The organism is Dehalogenimonas sp. 4OHTPN (assembly GCF_040448695.1).
GTDB lineage: Bacteria > Chloroflexota > Dehalococcoidia > Dehalococcoidales > Dehalococcoidaceae > Dehalogenimonas.
The window spans coordinates 490,379-509,844 of record NZ_CP159307.1 but is presented as its reverse complement, the minus strand read 5'-3'; the positions used below and the strand labels follow the sequence as shown (position 1 = coordinate 509,844).

Sequence of the window (19,466 nt, the reverse complement as noted above, 5' to 3'; positions counted from 1 at the left end):
GGTACCAGTTCTTATAGATCCCATCAGGTAGAATATATAACTAATCGTTCGCATCCGAGAAATATGCCATAACTGTCTGATCACAATTCATTTTTACAGTCGTAGGATTTTCCATGGTATTTTCGACATTTCCGATCCAGATATTGAAAACCCAACCTTCGAACGCAACAGCCGTAAGATCGACAACCGTACCCGGGGTATAAGTATATGTCCCTTTTGTAGGTGTGACTGTCCCCTCACCAGTTACTACCAACGTTAATAAGAAGGTTTTGCCTGTAGGTAATACGGTATTATCAAGACAATCGATGGCCGAAGATGTTGCTGGAATTTCAGGTTTATTTTCAGTAGTATTTGGCGGATTTGAAGCCACTGGTGAACACGCAATAAGGATGATGCACCATGCAAGGATGAGGGCAATATTACCAATTCTATTCAAGCTCGAACCTCCGGTGAACATTAAAAAGAACCGAACACGAGGGGGAGTTCAGCATTGAACTCCCCCTCGCCCTGTTTGTGACAACCCTGCGCCTTGAGGGAAGGCTTATTGTGCGTGTTTTTGAGTCGCTCTGCCATCCCACATGAATGGCAAGGTCTCTTTTTGCCAGAATTCCGCGGATCTGGGATTGAACGTGCCATTCAATGGCGGGCTTATACCAGGACCAAACTGCTGAAGACCATAACCCATGATCTGATCCATGTCTTTAAAGAATGTATTAAAGACCGGAGTAGTACCCAAGGTGGCTTTGACGATCTCATGGACACTGCCAATCTCAAGGTGAGAAAACACGCAGTTTGCCATACATATGTTACAACCACCCGCGCAAAGGTTACAATGGGTATCGCATGTCGACATATTATTCCAGAACACCTTCTTGCCCGGGATAGAAAAGGCAATCCCTGCTTCGGCGAAGCTATTGGCAAACGATGGGACTTCCCAACTGGGTTCTGTATCGGTATTGATTGAGTCGCTGGGACATACTTTGGCGCAGTTGCCGCAGGTATGGCAAAATTTCCAGATACCGGCGTCGATCGGCTTGGTCGGTACCAACGGGAGATCGGTTGATAGCATGTTATGCGTCTGGGTCATACCATAGGTCGGGCTGATTGATTGACCACCGATACGTCCCTGCTCACTGCCACCGCCTAGAGCAAAGAAAGCCGGGGTTGGACCGACTGAACCGCTGAGACCTTGCCAACCGAGAGTAGCCAGGAACCGCTGACCGGAACTGACGACGACGCCGGTAACCTGGTTTCCTTTGCTATGAATAGCCCGGGTTGAAGCGCTGGGAGCAACCTGGAACTCAGCCAACATTTCCGGATACATAATCGGAATGTGGGTGATTCCAGAGCTCGGGAGGACCTTGCCCTTTTTCGCGTCATTATAACCGACTTTAGTGTCTTCGATCGTGTACCCGTTCGAATACACCAGTTTTAAGGTGTTCTGGGACACCGGTACGTAGGACATGCTGAAAGCCCCGAACGCTTTAAGGGCTGTTCGTAACAATTGGGAATTCTCCTCGGGTGTGCCTTCGTACTTCGGTACACCAGCCGTTTCGGGGGAAGTGAATGAAGTTGAAGCAGGAACCCACGGATTTGTTGAACCGGGAGGATTACCCACAGTTCGAAGGAAAGCATAATCCTGAATAGAAAAACCCGGCTTTTTTTCAGTCTTCCACTTTTTCTCGAATGCAGCTGTGTCTGTGACAACCTTCGGCCAGTTTTGATCGTAAATGGCATTGTTGGCAAGGGTGTGTTTAGTTGAATCAAAGCGTTTTACGAGACTCCAGTCTATTTCGACTGTAGGATTTTCATAGTCCCGTTCTTTAACCCACCAAGGCCTTCGAGGGTTAGATGTATCTCCCGCCGCCATCATTTCGTCTAGGTCATGAAATGCCGGCGCGGTCAATGCTGCTGCCCCGATGCCAGCGCCGGCAAGGCCTAGACTCTTCATGAAATCTCTTCGGGATACTGTTGAATGGAACAACCTTGACATTTTTTTCTCCTTTTATTGTTTTCTACTTTCGAGTTGACTTGGTCTTTCCCATGCCATCCGAACTTTCTCGGAAGTCAATAGCTCATGCATTCTCCTTGTTCGTCTTGTTTTAATCACTGTGCGATCTTTGAGAAGAAGCGCTCTTCTGCTCCGTTTGGTGCCAATTCCCAGGTCCACCAGTCAGAGCCAGCTGTATTGAAAGTTCCCGTTGGTGGTCCGACACCAGCCTTAAATTCTTGGTTCCCATAGCCAAATATCTGGTCCATACTGGCGAAAAACCTATCAAAAGCAGGAGTGTTAGCAATGATTGTTTTTATGATTTCATGAATATTTGAGCCATTCATTTTTGTAAAGACACAACTCGATACACATGCGAGACAACGTGAGATTGACATGCTGTAGCTAGTACATGTCGAAGCGTTGAACCAAAAAGCCTTTTTCCCTGGAATAGAGAATTGTGCCGAATTGCCCGGAATTTTACTGTACACATATTCCGGTAACTCCCAGGTGGGTTCGGGATCAGTGGGAATAGATGAACTTGGACAAACATCGGCACAATTCGCACAACTGCAACAGAATTTTGCGATGCCTGCATCGATTGGACGGGTGGGTTCCAATGGAAAATTGGTAGTTAGCATACTCGTGCCTAACCCGATGCCGTAACTTGCCGAGATAAGTCCGCCCCCGGTCCTTGCGATCTCCCCACCCCCTGCGAGAGAACTAAAGGCAGGTGCCGGACCGATTCCGCTGCATAAGCCATCGTATCCCAATGCCGCCAAGAACCGAGATCCGGAACTAACCGCCTGGTCTCTCAGCCTGTTCTGTAAATTGTTACCAGCATGACCTAATATGCTAGGAGCAGTCATAAGTGATGTAACTGGAGTTAATGAACTTATCGGAATTACAGTCATCCCCGAATTGGGAATGACTTTGCCTTTCTTTGTGTCCAGATAACCGTTTGGGGTATCTTCAAAGGTATAGCCATTGCTGTATATAAGATTCTTGGTGTTTGCGGTCAGGGGCACGTATCCAACCAAAGCCGCCCCGAAGAAACGGAGAGCAGACCTCATCATACGGGCGTTTTCCTCGGGTGTGCCTTCATATCTCGGAACACCCAATATCTCGGGGGTTTTGACCGATGGTACCCACGGAGTTGTAGAACCCTCTGGAAGGCCAACAGAACTGTTCAGAGCGTTATCTTTTAGGGTGCAGCCAGGGCTATTGTCAAGCATCCACTTTTTTCGATTTTCGATAGCGCCTGCCAAAACATTTGTATAGTTGACATCATAGAGGGTGTTATTAGAAAGTGCGCTATGAGTTGAAGTAAATCTTTTTATTTGGGCCCAATCCACTTCCATAGTCGGATTTTCGAGTTCTCTCTCCTTGATGAACCATGGTTTTTTTGGATTGGCCATGTCCGTGGAAACCAGTTCATCAAGGTCATGGAACGTGGGTGCTGTCAAAGCCGCAACCCCAATGCCAGTGCCGGCAAGGCCCAGACTCTTCATGAAATCTCTTCGGGATACTGTTGAATGGAATAACCTTGACATTTTTTCTCCTTTTGTTGTTTTCGACTTTCGAGTTGATTTGGTCTTTCCCATACCATCTGGACTTTCCCAGGGATCAATTGTTTATGCATTCTCCTATCTCATGTATTCGGATTCCTCGGGCTGGTTTCGACGCCAACTTGGCATGAGCCTCTTTCAAGCTAACGGCAAAACCGGACAGATGTTTTTTGGATTTGACGACATAGATCTGGTTCTTGATCAGGCTAAGAACTTCCCTGAGGAACTTGCGAGGATTGGTGAGAATAATCCTGAAATAGCCTGGGTCGTGTTTCAGGGTGAAGCGGAATCGGTTCAAAGCATAAGTGTTTAGATAATGGGCCATAGCTTCGTTGATCATTGAGTCAGGCACGTCGCTAAGGTTGATGCGGTTGGAGTATTGCATCATGTATTCCGGCCACTCAGCCAGCGTCTCGGGTGGGTTGATAAGCCGGTGATCGATGCAGTAATCGAAAAGTTTTGTTCCCGGTAACGGGCGGAATCGGTTATAAAGGTAGTAAGGATTGTCCAGCCTCGCTAGGAGTTCGTGGGTCGCTTTGAAGTCCTCTGCTGTCTCGGTGGGGAAGCCGTGCATGATGTAAAGGGAAGCCCGGATCTTGTGCTTAATGAGGAGCCAGAAGGTCTTGATCATCTGGTCGACAGTAATGCCCTTTTGAATAAAGTTGAGCATCCGTTGGCTGCCAGTCTCGAAACCAAGGGTCACCGAAACGCAGCCGGCCCTAGACATCATGGCAGCGTCTTCAGCCGAAAGGTCGGCGCGGCAGTCGCAGCTCCAGGTCAGCTTGATCCGCTTCTCCTTCAGCAAACTACAGAAGTCGCGCAGGCGCTTGCGGTTAAAGGTGAAGTTGTCGTCGTTGAATCGGATGTGCCTGGCGCCATAGGTTTTTTGAAGGTGCTGGATCTGGGCGATCAGCCGTTCAGCGGAAAGGTAGCCCAGCGAGCCTTTGTTGAAAGAATCGTTGTAACAGAACGCGCAGTGGAAGGCACAGCCGCGGCTGGTGTTGAGATCAAGCTCGCGGTACCTGGCGGCATCGACCAAGTGCCAGGCTGGGTCGGGCAGTTCGTCCATGTCCCGGACGAAAGGCCGGTGCTCGTTGATGACCACCTGGCCGCTGGTGTCTTTGAAAGCCAACCCCCTGATGTCCTCGAGCCTGGCCGGCGATCCTTTCTCTAGGTGGTCGCACAACTCGGCCATAGTGTGTTCGCCGGCGCCAATAACGGCAAAATCGATGTACTCCTCAGCTAGGGTTTGCTCAGTCAACACGCTGGGGCTGACGTTACCCCAGGCGATTTTGACACCGGGCAGCAACGATTTGAACTGCTTTGAATAATCAATAGCGGCTTCCATGTTCGGGCCGACAATAACCGAGAAACCGATGACGTCCGGTTTAAACTGGGCTAACTCGGTCGGCGTGCGGTCGTCCATGAAACCATCGTAGACCTGGACCTCGTGGCCGTGCTTTTCCAGCATGGCGCCGATGAACAGTAGTCCATTCGGCAGGTTGCTGGAGTTGGCAAAAGCTCTTTGAAAGGCCGGGGTGGTGGCGGCTACTAATAGTACCTTCACAACATGTTTCTCCAGTTCTTGATAATTCAGCCTGCTACCAATTCTCGGGTTTCTACAGCCGGAGCTAGTTCCGGAGCATCCAGCTCGGCTTCGGTCGGGAAGATGGATTTCACGTCGAACTCCCTGGGTTCGTCACGGAGAAATTGCACATTGAGCAGGTGTCGCCTAGCGGCTACTGCTGTCTGCTCGATGTCTTTCGTTGTGGCTCTCGGCCAGGGGTTGTCGGCCACCCTGGAGTATGCATCAAGGTGATATAGGATATTTGGATCAACAGAGGCGATAAACTGAGAAAGTTTCTCGACCTCTTCTTTATCTATGTATCCGGGGATGACCACCGTCTCGGCCAGAATAGCTACTCCAGATGCATGGATCCTCCGGAAATTGGAAAGGATCTGCCGATTGGGAAAGCCGGTATAATCGATGTGCAAGCCCTCATCGAAGCACTTAAGGCCTACCGCTACCTTGTCGACGTGCGAAAGATCAGGCATATTCAGCCCATTAGTCAGGAGGATATTCTGGGTGTTGAACCTTTCATGTAGGGTCTCGGTGATTAAAGAGAAAGACGGATCTAGAGATGCTTCCTGGCCTTCCAAGATGACTGAAGTCGGCCTAAGGTCAGATAAGATATCCATTACACTTTTAAAATCGAGAAATCTCTTCGGGGGTGCCGCTTCACCTTTGGGCTCAGCTAGGTACAGATGCATATTGCGATCGAGCATTGAGTCGTAAGGAATTTTTCGGAGGATACAGCCCCTACAGCGGATATTGCATCCCCAGAAATGGAGATATGCTTGCCTGGCTGACTCGGCGAAAGCTATGTTATAGATGTTGGTCGGCATCAGGTCCTCTTTAAAAATCCGGCAAGCCCCGCGGTGAATCCCGATTACACCCAGGGAGCCCACGGGAGGGGTTTCACAGCATATTAAGCAGGCTGGTCGCAACAGCCGGCACCCTGGTTTCCCCCACCGTGAGGCTTGCCGCTAGTACTATTCATTTTGTGAGTCTACCTAAGTTGGCAAGTTCTCAGTTTTATCGACGACTCCAATACTACCGAAGAATATTGGTTTTGCCATCGTATTTTATGCGTATATTTTCTAGGCATTGTGATACAATGGAGGTATCAAAGGTGGATGGTAATCGATAATATAGTAACCTGATTCGCTCGCCCGAGCCCTGATCCCCTTCAAAAGGTGTCAGCGCGGACTTATAATCGATTCAGGTCGAACGGGCAGAGCAGGGATTTTATTATGGAAAAAGAAGCCAGGTACCAAATGCTTTTCGACAATTCACGCGATGGTATAGCTCTCATTGATGCTGAGTCAGGACTTATAGTCGACTGCAACAAAGAGTATCAGTCTCTTACCGGAAAAACGTTCGAAGAGTTGATCAAGATGAAGGTATGGGAGACTCGCCCCCCGGATCAACAGACCGCAGGAGAAATGGTGTTCAGAGAGATACTTAAACGAGGTTATGGAGGGGCTAACCTTGATTACGTAAGGGAAGATGGATATACCGTACATACCGGTTTCATCAGTCGTTTAATCACCATCGATGGAAAGAGCTATGTCCAAAGTCTTGTTAGAGATGACACAGAACGGGTTAACAAAGAAAAAGAATTAGACCAATACCGGCATCGGCTTGAAGAAATGGTTCAGATCAGGACCAGAGAATTAACAGGCATTGTGGAAAAACTTGAAGCCAGCATTCAAGACAGCAAGTCAAAACAAGATCAAATAATCCGTTTCGAGCATAAATTACGCAATTTAACGCTTGAATATGTTAAAGCCCAAGAAAGCGAACGTAGGCTTCTTGCAGCGGAACTCCACGATCGCGTTGTTCAGGACTTAGTGCACATTTGCCACTACCTTAGCGAAGTCCTGGAGGAAGCCACTGGATCGCAGAAGTTTCAGGTGGATGAGGTGCTTCAATTTGTAAGGAGTACTCTTAATGAAACCAGAAACATCATGAAATCATTGTACCCAGTCACGCTCACAAGATACGGCTTGATTGAATTGATAAAACAAGAACTTAGACTATTGGAAGATAAAACAGGGCTGAAAGTACAAATGACGGGTGGCCTAAACACACGATTAGCACCTCAAATTGAAACAGCTTTGTACCGCGTCTTCCACGAAGCGATTCTAAACATCATGAAGCACAGTCTGACCTCAACACAGGTAATCGTTTCGGTGGAAAATAGCGGTGGCATTGTCAATCTGCGGGTTTCGGATGATGGGAAGGGTTTTGATATCGATTCAATACTGACTGGAGAATCTGGAGGGATTGAAGGGATGCGGCAACGGATCGAATTGCTCGGTGGCACCTTCAAGATCAATAGTCATCTAACTCAAGGTACGTCAATAGACGTTGCAGTTCCTCTTGAACCAGCCAGGTGGGCTGAGTCGAAGGATCAAGAGAGGAGTGCACCCTAATGGATCAGAACACTTTTCAGGAATCGACGCTGCCAATTGGACGGACAATAACAGTCGCCCTAATCGACGACCATGAAGTTGTCCGGCAAGGGTTGCAGACGATGCTCCAAAAGGAAAGGGATATTAAGATCGCAGGTCAGGCATCTGATCCGATCGGGGGATTCGAACTCATTAAAGACTTAAGACCCGATGTGGTTCTATTGGACATCCAACTTGGCGAATCGGACATGGATGGATTCTCTCTGATGCAAAAGATTCGGAGCGAATATCCATTTACAGGCATTTTGCTCCTTACCGGTTATGATTCTGAATTGTATTTGACTGAAGCTATCAAGTCAAAAGCAGATGGATTCATTTTAAAAGAATGCCCGAGAATGGTATTGGCGTCAGCGATCAGAATGGTTTGTGCTGGCTTGTGTATTTGGGATACCCGAATATTTTATAGGGCGATGGGCAACATATCTCGGCAGTTGACAGAACCAACGATTAACAGTAGATACGTGAACGAAAAGTTCGGTGCAGCATTGACCGACAAAGAAAGGCTCGTGTTTCATTTACTAGCAAAAGGCTACTGTAACAAAGACATTGGGAACCAACTTAAATACACTTCTGCAACAGTAAAAAAATATGTCTATAGATGCATGAAAAAATTAGGAGTGTCGAATCGGACTCAACTTGCGGTACTCGCTCACAACTACGGTATCAAGTAGATGATAAGTCTTGGGTGACAATCAAGGGAATCCATCAGAAAATAATTGAGGTGCCTTTCGCTATTTATGTGGCTCCATTTGGCGAAGCCGCTTAGTGATGTCAATACCATAGATGTTAATAAATCCGAGTTCCGGAACCGGGAACAGTTTTAAATCATACACGTGTCCCAGATGTTGAAGTTCATACGTTTTCATCGTACCCGTTCGAAACACTTCATGAACCGCCTGTTGCCAATAGAGAGGAGGGGTTTTCCCGTATCTGGTGTGCCAACATTCCAATACGGGCTTGGCGGCGGTATTGGCAAATACGATAACGCCCTCGGGAGTGACCTGAATGATGGGATTCGGATTTATTAGAGGCAGCGTCGCAAGGTTCCGTATCTCCTGCTCGGCTTTCTTACGCTGTGTAATATCATTGACGACGCAATAGGCCTTCCACAATCTGCTATCTTTTGTCGAATCAGAGCGTCCCGCGATAGAAACCTCCATATGGGCTCCATCCTTAGAATTTAGGATACAATCGAAGCTGCATTCTCCTTGGCTTTTCAACCGATTGACCCATTCCCGGAATAATGCTCGCCGCTCAATCGCAACAAAGTCAATAAAAGCTTTGCTTAACGCATCTTTGCGAATACAACCGATCATCTCCAGTAGATTTAAATTAGCTTCCAAAATACACCCTTCAGCATCTAACACCAAATATCCTGCCGGAACCTTGTCGACGAGGGAGCGATAATATTGCTCGCTGTTTTGAATCTTATCGAGCTCCACGAGCCTTTCGATAGCAACCCCAACGTCATATGTGAGACCTTCCAATTGTTTCACCAAACGCAAAGGGACCATATCCTCTCTTTGATCGGCTATATGTATCAAACCGATTATCTTAGCCCCAGACTTGATCGGAATGAGTGCTACTGATTCATAACCAAAAGCACTGCAAGCATTACGGGTAACCCCCTTTTCATCATCTGCAACCGTTGACAGAAAATTCGTTGTGGCATTCATATAGAAGGATCCGTAAGGCGTGTAATATGGCAGCTGTGGATCTGCCGTTCCCGTTATAACATTAATACACATGCATTTGTCTGAGATGATCGATAGCGCATTTTCGAGCTTAAAAAAACCGTCCACGAACCCACTATGGGCACGGTAAGGGATATTCCCTGTTTCATCCAATAATCTGATTGCGTTTACAGAGCACCCGGTAATACCCTTGATTTCAACTAGCAAATCATCCAGAAGACATTTAATACCGGTTGCCCGGTTGATGGTCGCAAGGAGCCGATTGCGAAGCAGCAATTGCGATTTGGGCGTACGATGCGATCCGGAAGTTTTCATAGGTTGGTCCATCGGAATTTTATCAATCGGTTTTTGGATTATGTGTTTAACAACGGAGGAGTCTGATAATCAAGATGTTCTTGAGGCTTCCAATCGTCATTCAAGCAAATTCTATTCCGCTTGCGAGGTGGGTTCAAGAGCATCGTAACGTTGGTCAAGGAACCGTACCATCTATGATGCGACGATTAAGTCCGTCATTTGCTCGGATCGCCTCTGGGGGAAGGAGTTCTGAAGTTTTGGACGAGAGGAAATATTACCTAATATCTTTGGATCAATTTCTACTGAATGGCCTTTCAATAAGGACCGTACCCAGGCGAGGATCCCAAACATCCCGACCGTTTTTAATAGATACGCATCCACACCGGCCCAAACTGCTCGAGCCATTTCAGTCTCAACATAATGGGTAGATAAAGTGATTATGGGCACATCAGACAAATCCCTAATGTCTTTTGCCAGCCTAAAACCTTGAGCATCAGGTAGGTCAAGATCGATTACTACAACTTCAGGTTTTATATCTCTAAACAAGCAGCTAGCCCGAATGTCCTCGCCAGCAATTACCTCCATCCCTGGCCATCCGACTTGGAGGGCCAGGGATATCGTTTCGGTGATAGTATGATCTTTGGTAAGTGTAAATAACCGCATTTGATTCATCATACTTCCGGGTGTCAGGCGATTTTTTTACCTTTGTCCTGAGGCGCCTGGGAATAGACAGAATCGACATGAATTGTGCCAACCCCGGTGATATCTACGCCCATCGCATCCTTCAAAGCTTTTGCGAAGTTATCGTAAAGAGATCCAGATGTTTCATATTTCAGAAATGTCCCTTTCACCTGGTAGGTCGTAAAGGGGGGAGCCAGAGGCACCTTCATAGCAACAATAGCTACTTTTTTAGTCTCTTGTAGATTCTTGAAAGTCCGTGTGGTCAAGCCATAGAGATCGGCAAAGGCTAGGGTGCCAGAATTAACCACCTGCATGCTCGTTTTAGGAGTCACGTTGAGTTCACCGTCACGGCTGATGGTAGCAATCATCTTGGGTACTGTGGGGTCCTGGAATAGATCGATTACTTCTTGGGGCATTGTCGCCATGCTCGTCCTCCGATAAATATTCCCCGTAGGGTTGAACAGGATTATAAGCTTACGCTACGTTATTGTCAAGACTTTACGAGATTATCTTTCCCTTACATCATTGTCTTGAACAGACGTATATGATATCATGGCACTATGAATGGTGAATCTGACAAACCCGGTGTGATATTCCAAATCGGTGATGTTGCTAAGGATGTGGGAGTAAGCCTTCGGACTGTACGATATTACGAGGAAGAAGGTCTGCTACAACCGACGGCGGTGACGCCCAGTGGGCTACGACTGTATGACAATCGCGCTGTCGTTAGATTGCGCTTTATCAATACCCTCCGACGCCTGGACATGAGCATCGATAACATCAAAGCCGTTCTTGGTTTGAATGTACCAGCCCCCGGCACCAAAGCGGAAATCCTTGAGCGTTCTCTCAACGCCCTAAAGCTTGCTAACAACAAGATCGACGAACAACAGTCAATTCTCAGTGATTTGAAGGAACATAACACCACTGCTTTTGAATCTGTATTAGCGTGCTTAAAATGCGACCGTCCGAGTTGCCAGGATTGTCCTCAGTGTGTGTACATATTGTAAGACGTACTTGAACCATTGTAGTAACGGTTTTGCGAAGGTGAGTTCCACTTTCCGTCACAAGTGGTACTACGTACTTCAATTTAAGCCATAACGCGTTAACTTAAATGCCTGCACTTTAGTTTCCTTCCTGCAGGAAACACTGACAATCAATACGATAAGACCAAATTTAACCATATTAACCTATATGGGGCTACCACGACGCACAATGCCGTGGTAGCCCCTAGAAGGAATCCTTATTTGTTGTAGCCGCCATGGTGAGACATTAGAGTGGTACTATACCCGTAGGTCGGGAACTCATAATCCCACCATTTTTCTCTGTCTTCCACTGGTATAACACCGTACCCAAAAGTGTCGTCAGCGCGCCACAAGAACTCATTGAAAACTGGAGTGGTCGATAATGTCGCTTTGACGATCTCGTGAATGCCCGCGGTACCATTTACATTGTGGGTACATGTCCCCATGCACGTACCGCAACCTGGGTGCTGGCCGAATTGGGTAAAACACAAAGGCAAGTCGGTATGGAATACTTTCTTCCCTGGGACTGACCAGGTAGGGGCTTTGTCGGGCGCCAAAGAAGACTTAGGAATATCCCAACTCGGTTCAGATTCATGAGAAATCGCTTGAGTGGGGCATTCATTAGCGCATTTTCGGCAAGTATGGCAGAACCTAAAATAACCAGCGTCGATCGGGTTGTTAGGAGCGAGTGGTAGATCTGTTAAGAGACTGAAGTATCCGACAACTGTGCCAAACTCCGGACTGATCGTTACATTGTTGTTTCTCGCGCCTTCCGAAAAACCACAAAGAATGGCATCGGCCTGGGATGGCATCACTCCAGTACTAAACTCTGGATATCCTATCCCCTGGTAACCCAGGACATTCAAAAATGCCTGCGTTCTAGCCTGAACACCTTTCCATTGGTAATACCGGCTTCCATTAGCTGCTGTGCGGAGGGGGCTTCTGCCTTGGCGGAAAAGCTCTTTAGACATCTGTATTGCTACTGACACGATCCAAAGAGGTTTATCAGGCACAACGTGTTTCTTGTCTGTCTCGTATCCCTTTTCAACGTTTTCAAAGACGATTTCTTTTTTCGTGCGGTTGTGCTTGGTGAATATCAACTTTTTCTCGTGGTCAGCAAGCTCCCCAAACATTACCTGTGAAGCTCCCATAAAACGCATGGCAGCCCTGAGCATTCGGGAATTTTCTTCGGGCGTTCCTTTGAACTGGGTAGTCCCGAAGTAATCTGGGGTAGGTGGTGTGGTCCAGGTGAAAACTTGGGGGGCAGTACCAGGCTGCCAGTTTGCTGTTGCCTGAACATAGTTCATCACTGATTGTTCAACAAAGGAACCACATGCAGAGTACAAAGCCCAATCCTTGTGGGTTGCCCCGGGCGTATTATTTTTCACATCGGATAACTGCAATGCGTTGCTCTCAGCCTTCAACTTTGCCTGCAATTCAGCGCCAACAATCGGTCCAAATCCTCCGCCCACGAGTGCCTTGGTGTTATCATGACGATTGATTAATGACCAATCAACCTCGACCGTTGGATTACCAATTTCTCGTTCTTTTACCCACCAAGGTCTATTAAGATTTGCGGAAGGAGCGGCCATTACCTCGTCTAAATCTCGAAAGACCGGGGTTAACGAACTGACACCTATGCCTGCCCCGGATACCCCCAAGGCTTTCATGAAATCTCTGCGGCTTAGCGTTGTATGAAACATGGATCTCCTTTTCTTCTCCAATTTATTAGGTCTAAGCTTTTACGGCGCGAGAATAAACCCTGTCGTGCTATGGAATCGCTTGGCATTGTACGCTATGAATGATTATTGCCCTCCTTCGTTTTATTTTTTCCCGACATCCTTTGGGCACTATTGAGTGTCGGAATACCCCACGATGTTTAGACCAAAAGGAATGCCCAGGCCATAAAAGCGATATCATGGAACTGAGGGTATTTGTTTTCCGGCAGCAGGTGAAGGAAAGCCAGGACATCCGGTTTAGCCCCATTGCGGCGGGCCTGGCTCACCAGATCATGCCTGGTGGCCGGGTAGGAGATGCCGTTGAGGCAAGTTTCCAGATCGGCGATGGACATATCCAGACAGTAGTGGAACGCGGGCGACGTCAGGTTTTTTTCTAGACTGCGGTCCAGTTTAATCGTCATATGCGTGCCTCCTTATGAGCTTTAAAATACAGCTTTCACCAATTCCAGCCCGGTCTCGCTCGTGCAAAGCGGCTGTGAGTTACGACTTCGATCACGGTAGACGGTAATGCCTTTCAGACCCCAATCCCAGGCCATCTCGAACACCCTGGCGATATCCTCTCGCCTGACCTCATGGGGGAAATTGACCGTCTTGGACACAGCGTTGTCGGTGTGGCGCTGGAAGGCGGCCTGGATGCGGACGTGCCACTGCGGCGACACCCGGTGGGCGGTGACGAAGACCTTCCGGACATCTTCCGGGACGTCTTTTCGGTCCTGGAGGTGGTTGGAGGTGACCAGCTGCTCGATAAGCTCCGGGGTGAAGAAGCCCCGCTCCCTGGCGACTTCCTCGAAGTAGGGATTGACCTCAAGGAGATTCTCGCCGTCGAGAATGTTTCTCACAAACACGGTAGCGAAGATCGGCTCTATCCCCGATGACACCCCGGCGATGATCGACAGGGTGCCGGTGGGGGCGATGGTGGTGCAGCAGGCGTTGCGCATCGGGACACCGCGCTTTTCATAGACGCTGCCCTCCCAGGCGGGGAAGGCGCCGCGGGCAAGTGCCAGTTCACGGGAGGCCTCATGGGCTTTATCGTTAATGAACTCCATGACCTCTTCGGCGACGGAGATAGCCCGGGTGGAGTTGTAGGGGATACCCAGGCGGATGAGCATGTCGGCAAAGCCCATGACCCCGAGGCCGATCTTCCTGGTGCGCCTGGTGGCCGCCTCTACAGCGGGCACCGGGAACTTGTTGATATCGATGACGTTGTCGAGGAATCTGACGGCGGTCTTAACCACCCGCGCCAGCCGGTCGTTATCAATAGAGAGAGTGCCGTTGTCCCGGCGCAGCATGCGGACGAGGTTGATGGAGCCGAGGTTGCAGGACTCGTAGGGCAGTAATGCCTGCTCGCCGCAGCCGGTGACCGTCTCCATGCGGCCGAGGCAGGGGGTGGGGTTGTCGCGGTTGACCCGGTCGGTGAAGACGAGGCCGGGATCGCCGGTGCGCCAGGACTGGTCAATGATACGCGCAAATACCGACCGGGCGTTAAGGCGGCCGGTTTCCTCTCCGGTGTTGGGGTCGATCAAGGCGTAATCCGATCCATCCCTGACCCGGGTCATGAAGTCATCGGTGACCGAGACGGAGTTGTAGAAGTTGGTCAGGACGTTGGGATCGGACTTGGCTTTGATGAAATGGAGGATGTCCGGGTGGGTGACGCTCATGACCACCGAGTTGCAGCCGCGTCGGACGCCGCCCTGGCGGATGTAATCAGCCGCGCCGGCGATGACATGGATTAGCGCTACCGGGCCGCCGGCGGCGTCAAGGTGCTCGCCCACCGCGGCGCCCCTGGGCCGGACTTTGGAGACATCGAAGCCTATGCCGCCGCCGCTTTTATGGATGAGAGCGGTGTACTTCACCGCGTCGAAGGTCTCCTCAATCGAATCGGGCACCGGCAGGACGAAGCAGGATGACAGCTGGCCGACCTCGGTGCCGGCGTTAAGGAGGGTGGGGGAGTTGGGCAGGAATTCAAGCGAACTCATCAGCCGGTAGAACTCGCCGGCCATGATGTCGGTATCGGCCAATGGGTCATAGATGAGCTCGGCTGCGGCCACAGCCTGGGCGACGCGGCGGAACATCTCTTCCGGCGTCTCGATAAGCTCGCCCCGGCGGTTACGCCGGAGGTAGCGCTTCTCCAGTACCCTGAGGGCATTGGGAGTAAGCGCCGGCTTGGTTTCTTTAATTATGTCGATGACCATTTTCTCTCCTATAGAGGAAAGGCTTTAAGAGAGGGCAAGCCCCGCGGTGAACCCCGATTACACCCAGGGAGCTCACGGGAGGGGTTTCACAGCATATTAAGCAGGCTGGTCGCAACAGCCGGCGCCCTGGTTTCCCCCACCGTGAGGCTTGCCCGAGTGACGACGATTAAGTTGTTAAGGTAACTAGTCCTGACCGAACATGTAAGAGCTGACGAAGACAGTGAAACTGATGTCCGCCACTGAGCGGAATTGCCGCGACGGCAGGCGGTTGATGAAGAAGGCCATGACGTTGCAGGGCGCACCGCCGGCTTCGGCATGGGCGATGATCTCAGCTTTTCCGGCGGGATAATGAAGGCCCCGGAGATAGTATTCCAGGGTGACCGAGTTCATCTTCGGCGGCTCAAGCAAGGCCTCGGCGGCGCGATTTTCAACCTTGAAGGCCGGCTTTTCCATAATCATCATGGCGTTATTCCTCACTGTCTTTTATTCCCGGCTAGACGCCGCCGCGGCGGACGGATTCATTGCGGATGTGGGCGGCAGCTACCATTGAAACACCGATCATGAAACAGACCAGCACCACTTCTACTATCATTGGAACCTCCTTTTAACTGCGGGCGGAATGCCTGATGCCCCGCAACGGTTTCGATAAAGGGAACTAAAATCGCACTTGCATTAGTTGAAGCAATATGACGTCTGGCAATAAGTATATTCAATGACTAAGAACTAACCGGTAATATTAAGTAATGATATGGTAATGGTCGGGTTGTAAATCGATAGCGTATGACGGTGAATGGATAGAAGTCGAAGTGCAAAGACCACCTCAGCAACCCATGGGGCATTCGGGAAAAGGGGACCACCTTCCCTCCCACCAGAATACCGACGAGGCACTTTCATCCGGCTAACAATAAGGAGCGGTATTGACCCTCCCTCCGTAATTAGTATCAACATGAAGTAGAGTCCTCCGGTAAAATAGGAATGATTAAGGAAGGCTCATGGTCCGCAAGAGGTTCACCGAAGAACAGATCATCACGGTGCTCAAAGAGGACGAAGCCGGCGCTAAAACCGCCGATCTCTGCGGCAAATATGGGATGAGTGACACCACCTACTACAAGTGGAAGGCCAAGTACGCCGGATTGTCTATCAGTGAGCTCAAGAGGCTCAAAACCCTCGAAGAGGAATGCCGACGCGATCTTCGCCGACCAAGCGTTGGACAATATGACCCTGAAGGTCCGCGAACCGGCCGGAATTTCACCATCGGCCTATCGTTACAAGCCCAACGAGGACGACAATGAGGTCCTGCGCCAGCGTCTTAGAGAATTGGCTTGCCAAAGAAAACGGTTCGGCAGCCCGCGGCTTCATATCCTGCTTAAGAGAGAAGGTCTGGTGGTGAATCACAAGCGGACCGAAAGGCTTTATAGAGAAGAGGGATTGTCACTCAGGCGAAAACGGCGGCGTAAAGGCACGGCCGCTAATCGAATAATCCTGGAGACGCCCGAACGGCCGAATCAAAGATGGAGCATGGACTTCATAACCGACAGCATCATTACAGGGCGGCGGTTTCGCGCCCTGGCTATTGTCGATGACTATTCCAGGGAATGTCCGGCGATCGAGGTGGATACCTCCCTTGGTGGCCAAAGAGTGGTCGGCGTGCTGGACAGGCTGGCCGATATTCGCGGGTTGCCTGAGGTCATCACCATTGACAACGGGCCGGAATTCGCCGGCCGGGCCTTGGATGAGTGGGCTTATCGTCGCGGCGTGAAGCTGAACTTCATCCGGCCGGGCAAGCCGGTTGAGAACGCCCCCGTCGAGAGCTTTGACCTTCCCCCCGAAAACCGCTAAACCCTGACTTAGAGTCCTCCGGCGTATTAAAATGCGTAAGGAGGAATCACCATGAAAGCCAAGCATTACACTGAGGAGCAGATCATCGCCGTGCTGAAAGAGGGTGAGGCCGGCGCCAAGGTCGCCGACCTTTGCCGCAAGTACGGCGTGAGTGAAGCCACCTACTACAACTGGAAGACCAAGTATGCCGGCTTAACCGTCGGCGAACTTAAGCGGCTGAAAACCCTCGAAGAAGAAAACCGGCGTCTGAAACAGATTGTAGCCGACCAGGCGCTCGATATCCGTGCCCTGACTGCTCTCAAAAAACTTCTAAAGCCCAAGGTTAAGTGTTTGGCGGTCTCTCACATCAGAGAGAGCCTTGGGCTGAGCGAGAGGAGAGCTTGCATGCTGGTCGATATTTCGTCGTCGGTCTACCGGTACCAGCCGAAGCCGGATGATGACGCGCAGTTGCGGAAACGTCTCAGGGAGCTGGCGGAGCAGCGAAAGCGTTTCGGCAGTCCCCGACTGCACATCATGCTCAAGCGGGAGGGTCTGGTGGTCAATCACAAGCGGACCGAACGAATCTACCGGGAGGAAGGTCTGGCGCTCCGGAAGAAGCGGCGGAGAAAAGGCGCGGCTGGGGCCAGGGTAGTCATGCCAACGGCACAGGGGGTAAACGAGCGCTGGTCCATGGATTTCGTCACCGACAGCATCGTCAATGGCCGCCGATTCCGTTCTCTCACCATCGTCGACGACTACTCCCGGGAGTGTCCCAGGATAGAGGTGGACACATCTCTCGGCGGCCGCCGGGTGGTCGGTGTCCTTGATCAGCTTGCCGAGATCCGCGGACTGCCGGAGATCATCACCATCGACAATGGGCCGGAATTTGCCGGTAAAGCTCTGGATGAGTGGGCTTACCGCCACGGCGTGAAGTTGAATTTCATCCGGCTAGGAAAACCGATCGAGAATGCCTATGCAGAAAGCTTCAACGGCAGATTCAGAGATGAGTGCCTGAATACGAATTGGTTTCTTAGCTTGAAACATGCCCGGGAAGTCATCGAAGAATGGAGGAGGGATTACAACGAGGTTAGACCGCACAGCTCATTGAAAGGATTCACCCCGAAAGAGTATGCTGAAACGACCGTGGGGCTCTAATCCAGGGTGTAGCTGCTCGTGGGGGAAGGTCACCCTGGCAAGCCATATCAGGGTTGGGCTGTCAAAACGGATGCTGACATTGACACCGCCCATCATCAGGCGATCAATTTTATGACTGGATGTTATGACCTGGGTGGAGACAAGTATTTGTATGTGGTTAAGTGCAGAAGACCATCTGGGGAAGTGCCACAGCCGTGAATATTCGTAACAATTGGTATTATTAGTTCAAGTAGTTCATACTCATTGCAAGTGCACACTCGCTCTAGCTACAATCTTGAATCATAACACTCATGTCTATTTTAAAAATACTAATTCACCAGCATAATTTTATACTCATTTTCGCCATATTCGCTGGCTTCTATATGGCGCCGCTAGCTCAACGCACCGAAAGTTGGATCATCTCTTTACTCATCATTGCCATGTCTTTGTCTTTAAGTCATATCGATCTTACTAGAGACCTGTTACTACCAAAAAAAATACTCAAGGCGACCACTGTGGGTTTTTTGCTCAATTTTATTCTTTTAGGTGGCCTGAATATTGTACTGGGTTACCTATTAACGGATGACAAGTATATAATTGCTGGTTTAGTCATTTTAGCTGGAGCTCCCCCATCACTTTTAATCGCACCTTGTACGTATAATATCAAGGGCGATGTATCCTTTTCATTTTTAAGTACCATTGCATGTTATTTTTTATCCATCTTGATCTTGCCGTTATTGGTATATGTTTTTCTTAGTAGTATCTATTGGGGAGCAGATCTATTCAATGTAATATTCCAAATCATTATTTTACCGCTGATATTGTCCCGCATTATCAGAAAATTAAAACAATCTATACTTATACAACCATATAACGGCCATATTATAAATTGGTGCGTTGCTATCGTGTGTTTTACCCTAATAGGATTAAATCGTGAATTACTCACTACATACTCAAACAACCTTTTAGTTGCAACTATCGTTGCTTTTGCCACAATATTTGTTCTTGGGGAATCGATTTATCGTATAAGTAGGTTATTAAATATTCCACCGCCAACGTCTATCAGTTATATGCTTCTTGGTTCAATGAAAAAATGGGCAGGAGCAAGTGCCATCGCTTACGTACTGTTGGGACCAAAAGCCTCCGTGCCTGCGATAACTGCTTTAGTCATCGGTTTTCTTTATTATTTATTTCTTTCGATACGTTTTCATAAGAATATTAGAAGCGACACTAGTTTTCGATAATAGATAAAGGCTCCCCTGTGACACAATCACAAAGGAGCCTTTATCCTAGATG

General features: G+C 49.3%; 17 protein-coding genes and 1 pseudogene. 6 read left to right on the top strand and 12 right to left on the bottom strand.

What is annotated here, in order from left to right; genetic code table 11:
* Nucleotides 1-40 precede the first annotated feature (40 nt).
* The 5 genes from ABV300_RS02750 to ABV300_RS02730 form a co-directional block, all read right to left on the bottom strand.
* Nucleotides 41-436 (bottom strand): hypothetical protein, encoded by a 396-nt coding sequence (locus ABV300_RS02750; protein ID WP_353715019.1) that lies wholly within the window; start codon nt 434-436, stop codon nt 41-43.
* Nucleotides 437-541: 105 nt separating this feature from the next.
* Nucleotides 542-1,993: a reductive dehalogenase gene (locus ABV300_RS02745; RefSeq protein WP_353715018.1), complete on the bottom strand. Its 1,452-nt coding sequence runs from the start codon at nt 1,991-1,993 to the stop codon at nt 542-544.
* A 113-nt stretch (nt 1,994-2,106) separates the two neighbouring features.
* Nucleotides 2,107-3,594 (bottom strand): reductive dehalogenase, encoded by a 1,488-nt coding sequence (locus ABV300_RS02740; RefSeq protein ID WP_353715017.1) that lies wholly within the window; start codon nt 3,592-3,594, stop codon nt 2,107-2,109.
* Nucleotides 3,595-3,616: 22 nt separating this feature from the next.
* Entirely contained in the window at nt 3,617-5,125 is a 1,509-nt protein-coding gene (locus ABV300_RS02735) for a radical SAM protein (protein WP_353715016.1), read from the bottom strand.
* 26 nt (nt 5,126-5,151) lie between these two features.
* On the bottom strand, nt 5,152-5,964 hold the full coding sequence (locus ABV300_RS02730; RefSeq protein WP_353715015.1) for a radical SAM protein: 813 nt from the start codon (nt 5,962-5,964) through the stop codon (nt 5,152-5,154).
* Nucleotides 5,965-6,372: 408 nt separating this feature from the next.
* Here ABV300_RS02730 and ABV300_RS02725 point away from each other — a divergent pair, with 408 nt between their 5' ends.
* Complete coding sequence (locus ABV300_RS02725) at nt 6,373-7,557, top strand: PAS domain-containing sensor histidine kinase (RefSeq protein ID WP_353715014.1); 1,185 nt, start codon at nt 6,373-6,375, stop codon at nt 7,555-7,557.
* Nucleotides 7,557-8,267 carry a response regulator transcription factor gene (locus tag ABV300_RS02720; protein ID WP_353715013.1) on the top strand — a complete coding sequence of 237 codons (711 nt, stop codon included), beginning with the start codon at nt 7,557-7,559 and terminating at the stop codon, nt 8,265-8,267. The genes ABV300_RS02725 and ABV300_RS02720 overlap by 1 nt, the downstream gene beginning before the upstream one ends.
* Nucleotides 8,268-8,327: 60 nt before the next feature.
* Here the strand turns inward: ABV300_RS02720 and ABV300_RS02715 are convergent, their stop codons facing one another.
* From ABV300_RS02715 to ABV300_RS02705, 3 genes are all read right to left on the bottom strand, one after another.
* Nucleotides 8,328-9,605, bottom strand: coding sequence for a PAS domain S-box protein (locus ABV300_RS02715; RefSeq protein ID WP_353715012.1), 1,278 nt, complete (start codon nt 9,603-9,605; stop codon nt 8,328-8,330).
* Between the two features lie 171 nt (nt 9,606-9,776).
* A complete protein-coding gene (locus tag ABV300_RS02710; protein ID WP_353715011.1) occupies nt 9,777-10,169 on the bottom strand; it encodes a response regulator in 393 nt (130 codons plus the stop codon).
* 101 nt (nt 10,170-10,270) lie between these two features.
* Complete coding sequence (locus ABV300_RS02705; protein ID WP_353715010.1) at nt 10,271-10,690, bottom strand: pyridoxamine 5'-phosphate oxidase family protein; 420 nt, start codon at nt 10,688-10,690, stop codon at nt 10,271-10,273.
* A gap of 135 nt (nt 10,691-10,825) precedes the next feature.
* Between ABV300_RS02705 and ABV300_RS02700 the strand changes: the two genes are divergently transcribed.
* Nucleotides 10,826-11,272 carry a MerR family transcriptional regulator gene (locus tag ABV300_RS02700; protein WP_353715009.1) on the top strand — a complete coding sequence of 149 codons (447 nt, stop codon included), beginning with the start codon at nt 10,826-10,828 and terminating at the stop codon, nt 11,270-11,272.
* 233 nt (nt 11,273-11,505) lie between these two features.
* Here the strand turns inward: ABV300_RS02700 and ABV300_RS02695 are convergent, their stop codons facing one another.
* The 4 genes from ABV300_RS02695 to ABV300_RS02680 form a co-directional block, all read right to left on the bottom strand.
* Nucleotides 11,506-12,990 (bottom strand): reductive dehalogenase, encoded by a 1,485-nt coding sequence (locus ABV300_RS02695; RefSeq protein WP_353715008.1) that lies wholly within the window; start codon nt 12,988-12,990, stop codon nt 11,506-11,508.
* 176 nt (nt 12,991-13,166) lie between these two features.
* Nucleotides 13,167-13,427 (bottom strand): DUF2795 domain-containing protein, encoded by a 261-nt coding sequence (locus ABV300_RS02690; RefSeq protein ID WP_353715007.1) that lies wholly within the window; start codon nt 13,425-13,427, stop codon nt 13,167-13,169.
* A gap of 21 nt (nt 13,428-13,448) precedes the next feature.
* Nucleotides 13,449-15,218, bottom strand: a complete 1,770-nt coding sequence (locus tag ABV300_RS02685) for an adenosylcobalamin-dependent ribonucleoside-diphosphate reductase (RefSeq protein ID WP_353715006.1) — start codon at nt 15,216-15,218, stop codon at nt 13,449-13,451.
* Between the two features lie 183 nt (nt 15,219-15,401).
* A complete protein-coding gene (locus ABV300_RS02680; protein ID WP_353715005.1) occupies nt 15,402-15,680 on the bottom strand; it encodes a DUF2795 domain-containing protein in 279 nt (92 codons plus the stop codon).
* Between the two features lie 530 nt (nt 15,681-16,210).
* Here ABV300_RS02680 and ABV300_RS02675 point away from each other — a divergent pair.
* The 3 genes and pseudogenes from ABV300_RS02675 to ABV300_RS02665 all read left to right on the top strand — a co-directional run.
* Nucleotides 16,211-17,036, top strand: a pseudogene (locus tag ABV300_RS02675) (IS3 family transposase); the annotation flags it as partial.
* A gap of 72 nt (nt 17,037-17,108) precedes the next feature.
* Complete coding sequence (locus ABV300_RS02670; protein ID WP_353714995.1) at nt 17,109-18,191, top strand: IS3 family transposase; 1,083 nt, start codon at nt 17,109-17,111, stop codon at nt 18,189-18,191.
* A 362-nt stretch (nt 18,192-18,553) separates the two neighbouring features.
* Entirely contained in the window at nt 18,554-19,414 is an 861-nt protein-coding gene (locus ABV300_RS02665) for a bile acid:sodium symporter (protein ID WP_353715004.1), read from the top strand.
* Nucleotides 19,415-19,466: the final 52 nt, after the last annotated feature.

Coding starts and splice junctions, on each gene's coding strand:
- ABV300_RS02745 (WP_353715018.1), bottom strand. CDS start 1,993: ATGTCAAGGTTGTTCCATTCAACAGTATCCCGAAGAGATTTCATGAAG.
- ABV300_RS02740 (WP_353715017.1), bottom strand. CDS start 3,594: ATGGGAAAGACCAAATCAACTCGAAAGTCGAAAACAACAAAAGGAGAA.
- ABV300_RS02730 (WP_353715015.1), bottom strand. CDS start 5,964: ATGCCGACCAACATCTATAACATAGCTTTCGCCGAGTCAGCCAGGCAA.
- ABV300_RS02725 (WP_353715014.1), top strand. CDS start 6,373: ATGGAAAAAGAAGCCAGGTACCAAATGCTTTTCGACAATTCACGCGAT.
- ABV300_RS02720 (WP_353715013.1), top strand. CDS start 7,557: ATGGATCAGAACACTTTTCAGGAATCGACGCTGCCAATTGGACGGACA.
- ABV300_RS02715 (WP_353715012.1), bottom strand. CDS start 9,605: ATGAAAACTTCCGGATCGCATCGTACGCCCAAATCGCAATTGCTGCTT.
- ABV300_RS02710 (WP_353715011.1), bottom strand. CDS start 10,169: ATGGAGGTAATTGCTGGCGAGGACATTCGGGCTAGCTGCTTGTTTAGA.
- ABV300_RS02705 (WP_353715010.1), bottom strand. CDS start 10,690: ATGGCGACAATGCCCCAAGAAGTAATCGATCTATTCCAGGACCCCACA.
- ABV300_RS02700 (WP_353715009.1), top strand. CDS start 10,826: ATGAATGGTGAATCTGACAAACCCGGTGTGATATTCCAAATCGGTGAT.
- ABV300_RS02695 (WP_353715008.1), bottom strand. CDS start 12,990: ATGTTTCATACAACGCTAAGCCGCAGAGATTTCATGAAAGCCTTGGGG.
- ABV300_RS02690 (WP_353715007.1), bottom strand. CDS start 13,427: ATGACGATTAAACTGGACCGCAGTCTAGAAAAAAACCTGACGTCGCCC.
- ABV300_RS02685 (WP_353715006.1), bottom strand. CDS start 15,218: ATGGTCATCGACATAATTAAAGAAACCAAGCCGGCGCTTACTCCCAAT.
- ABV300_RS02680 (WP_353715005.1), bottom strand. CDS start 15,680: ATGATGATTATGGAAAAGCCGGCCTTCAAGGTTGAAAATCGCGCCGCC.
- ABV300_RS02670 (WP_353714995.1), top strand. CDS start 17,109: ATGAAAGCCAAGCATTACACTGAGGAGCAGATCATCGCCGTGCTGAAA.
- ABV300_RS02665 (WP_353715004.1), top strand. CDS start 18,554: ATGGCGCCGCTAGCTCAACGCACCGAAAGTTGGATCATCTCTTTACTC.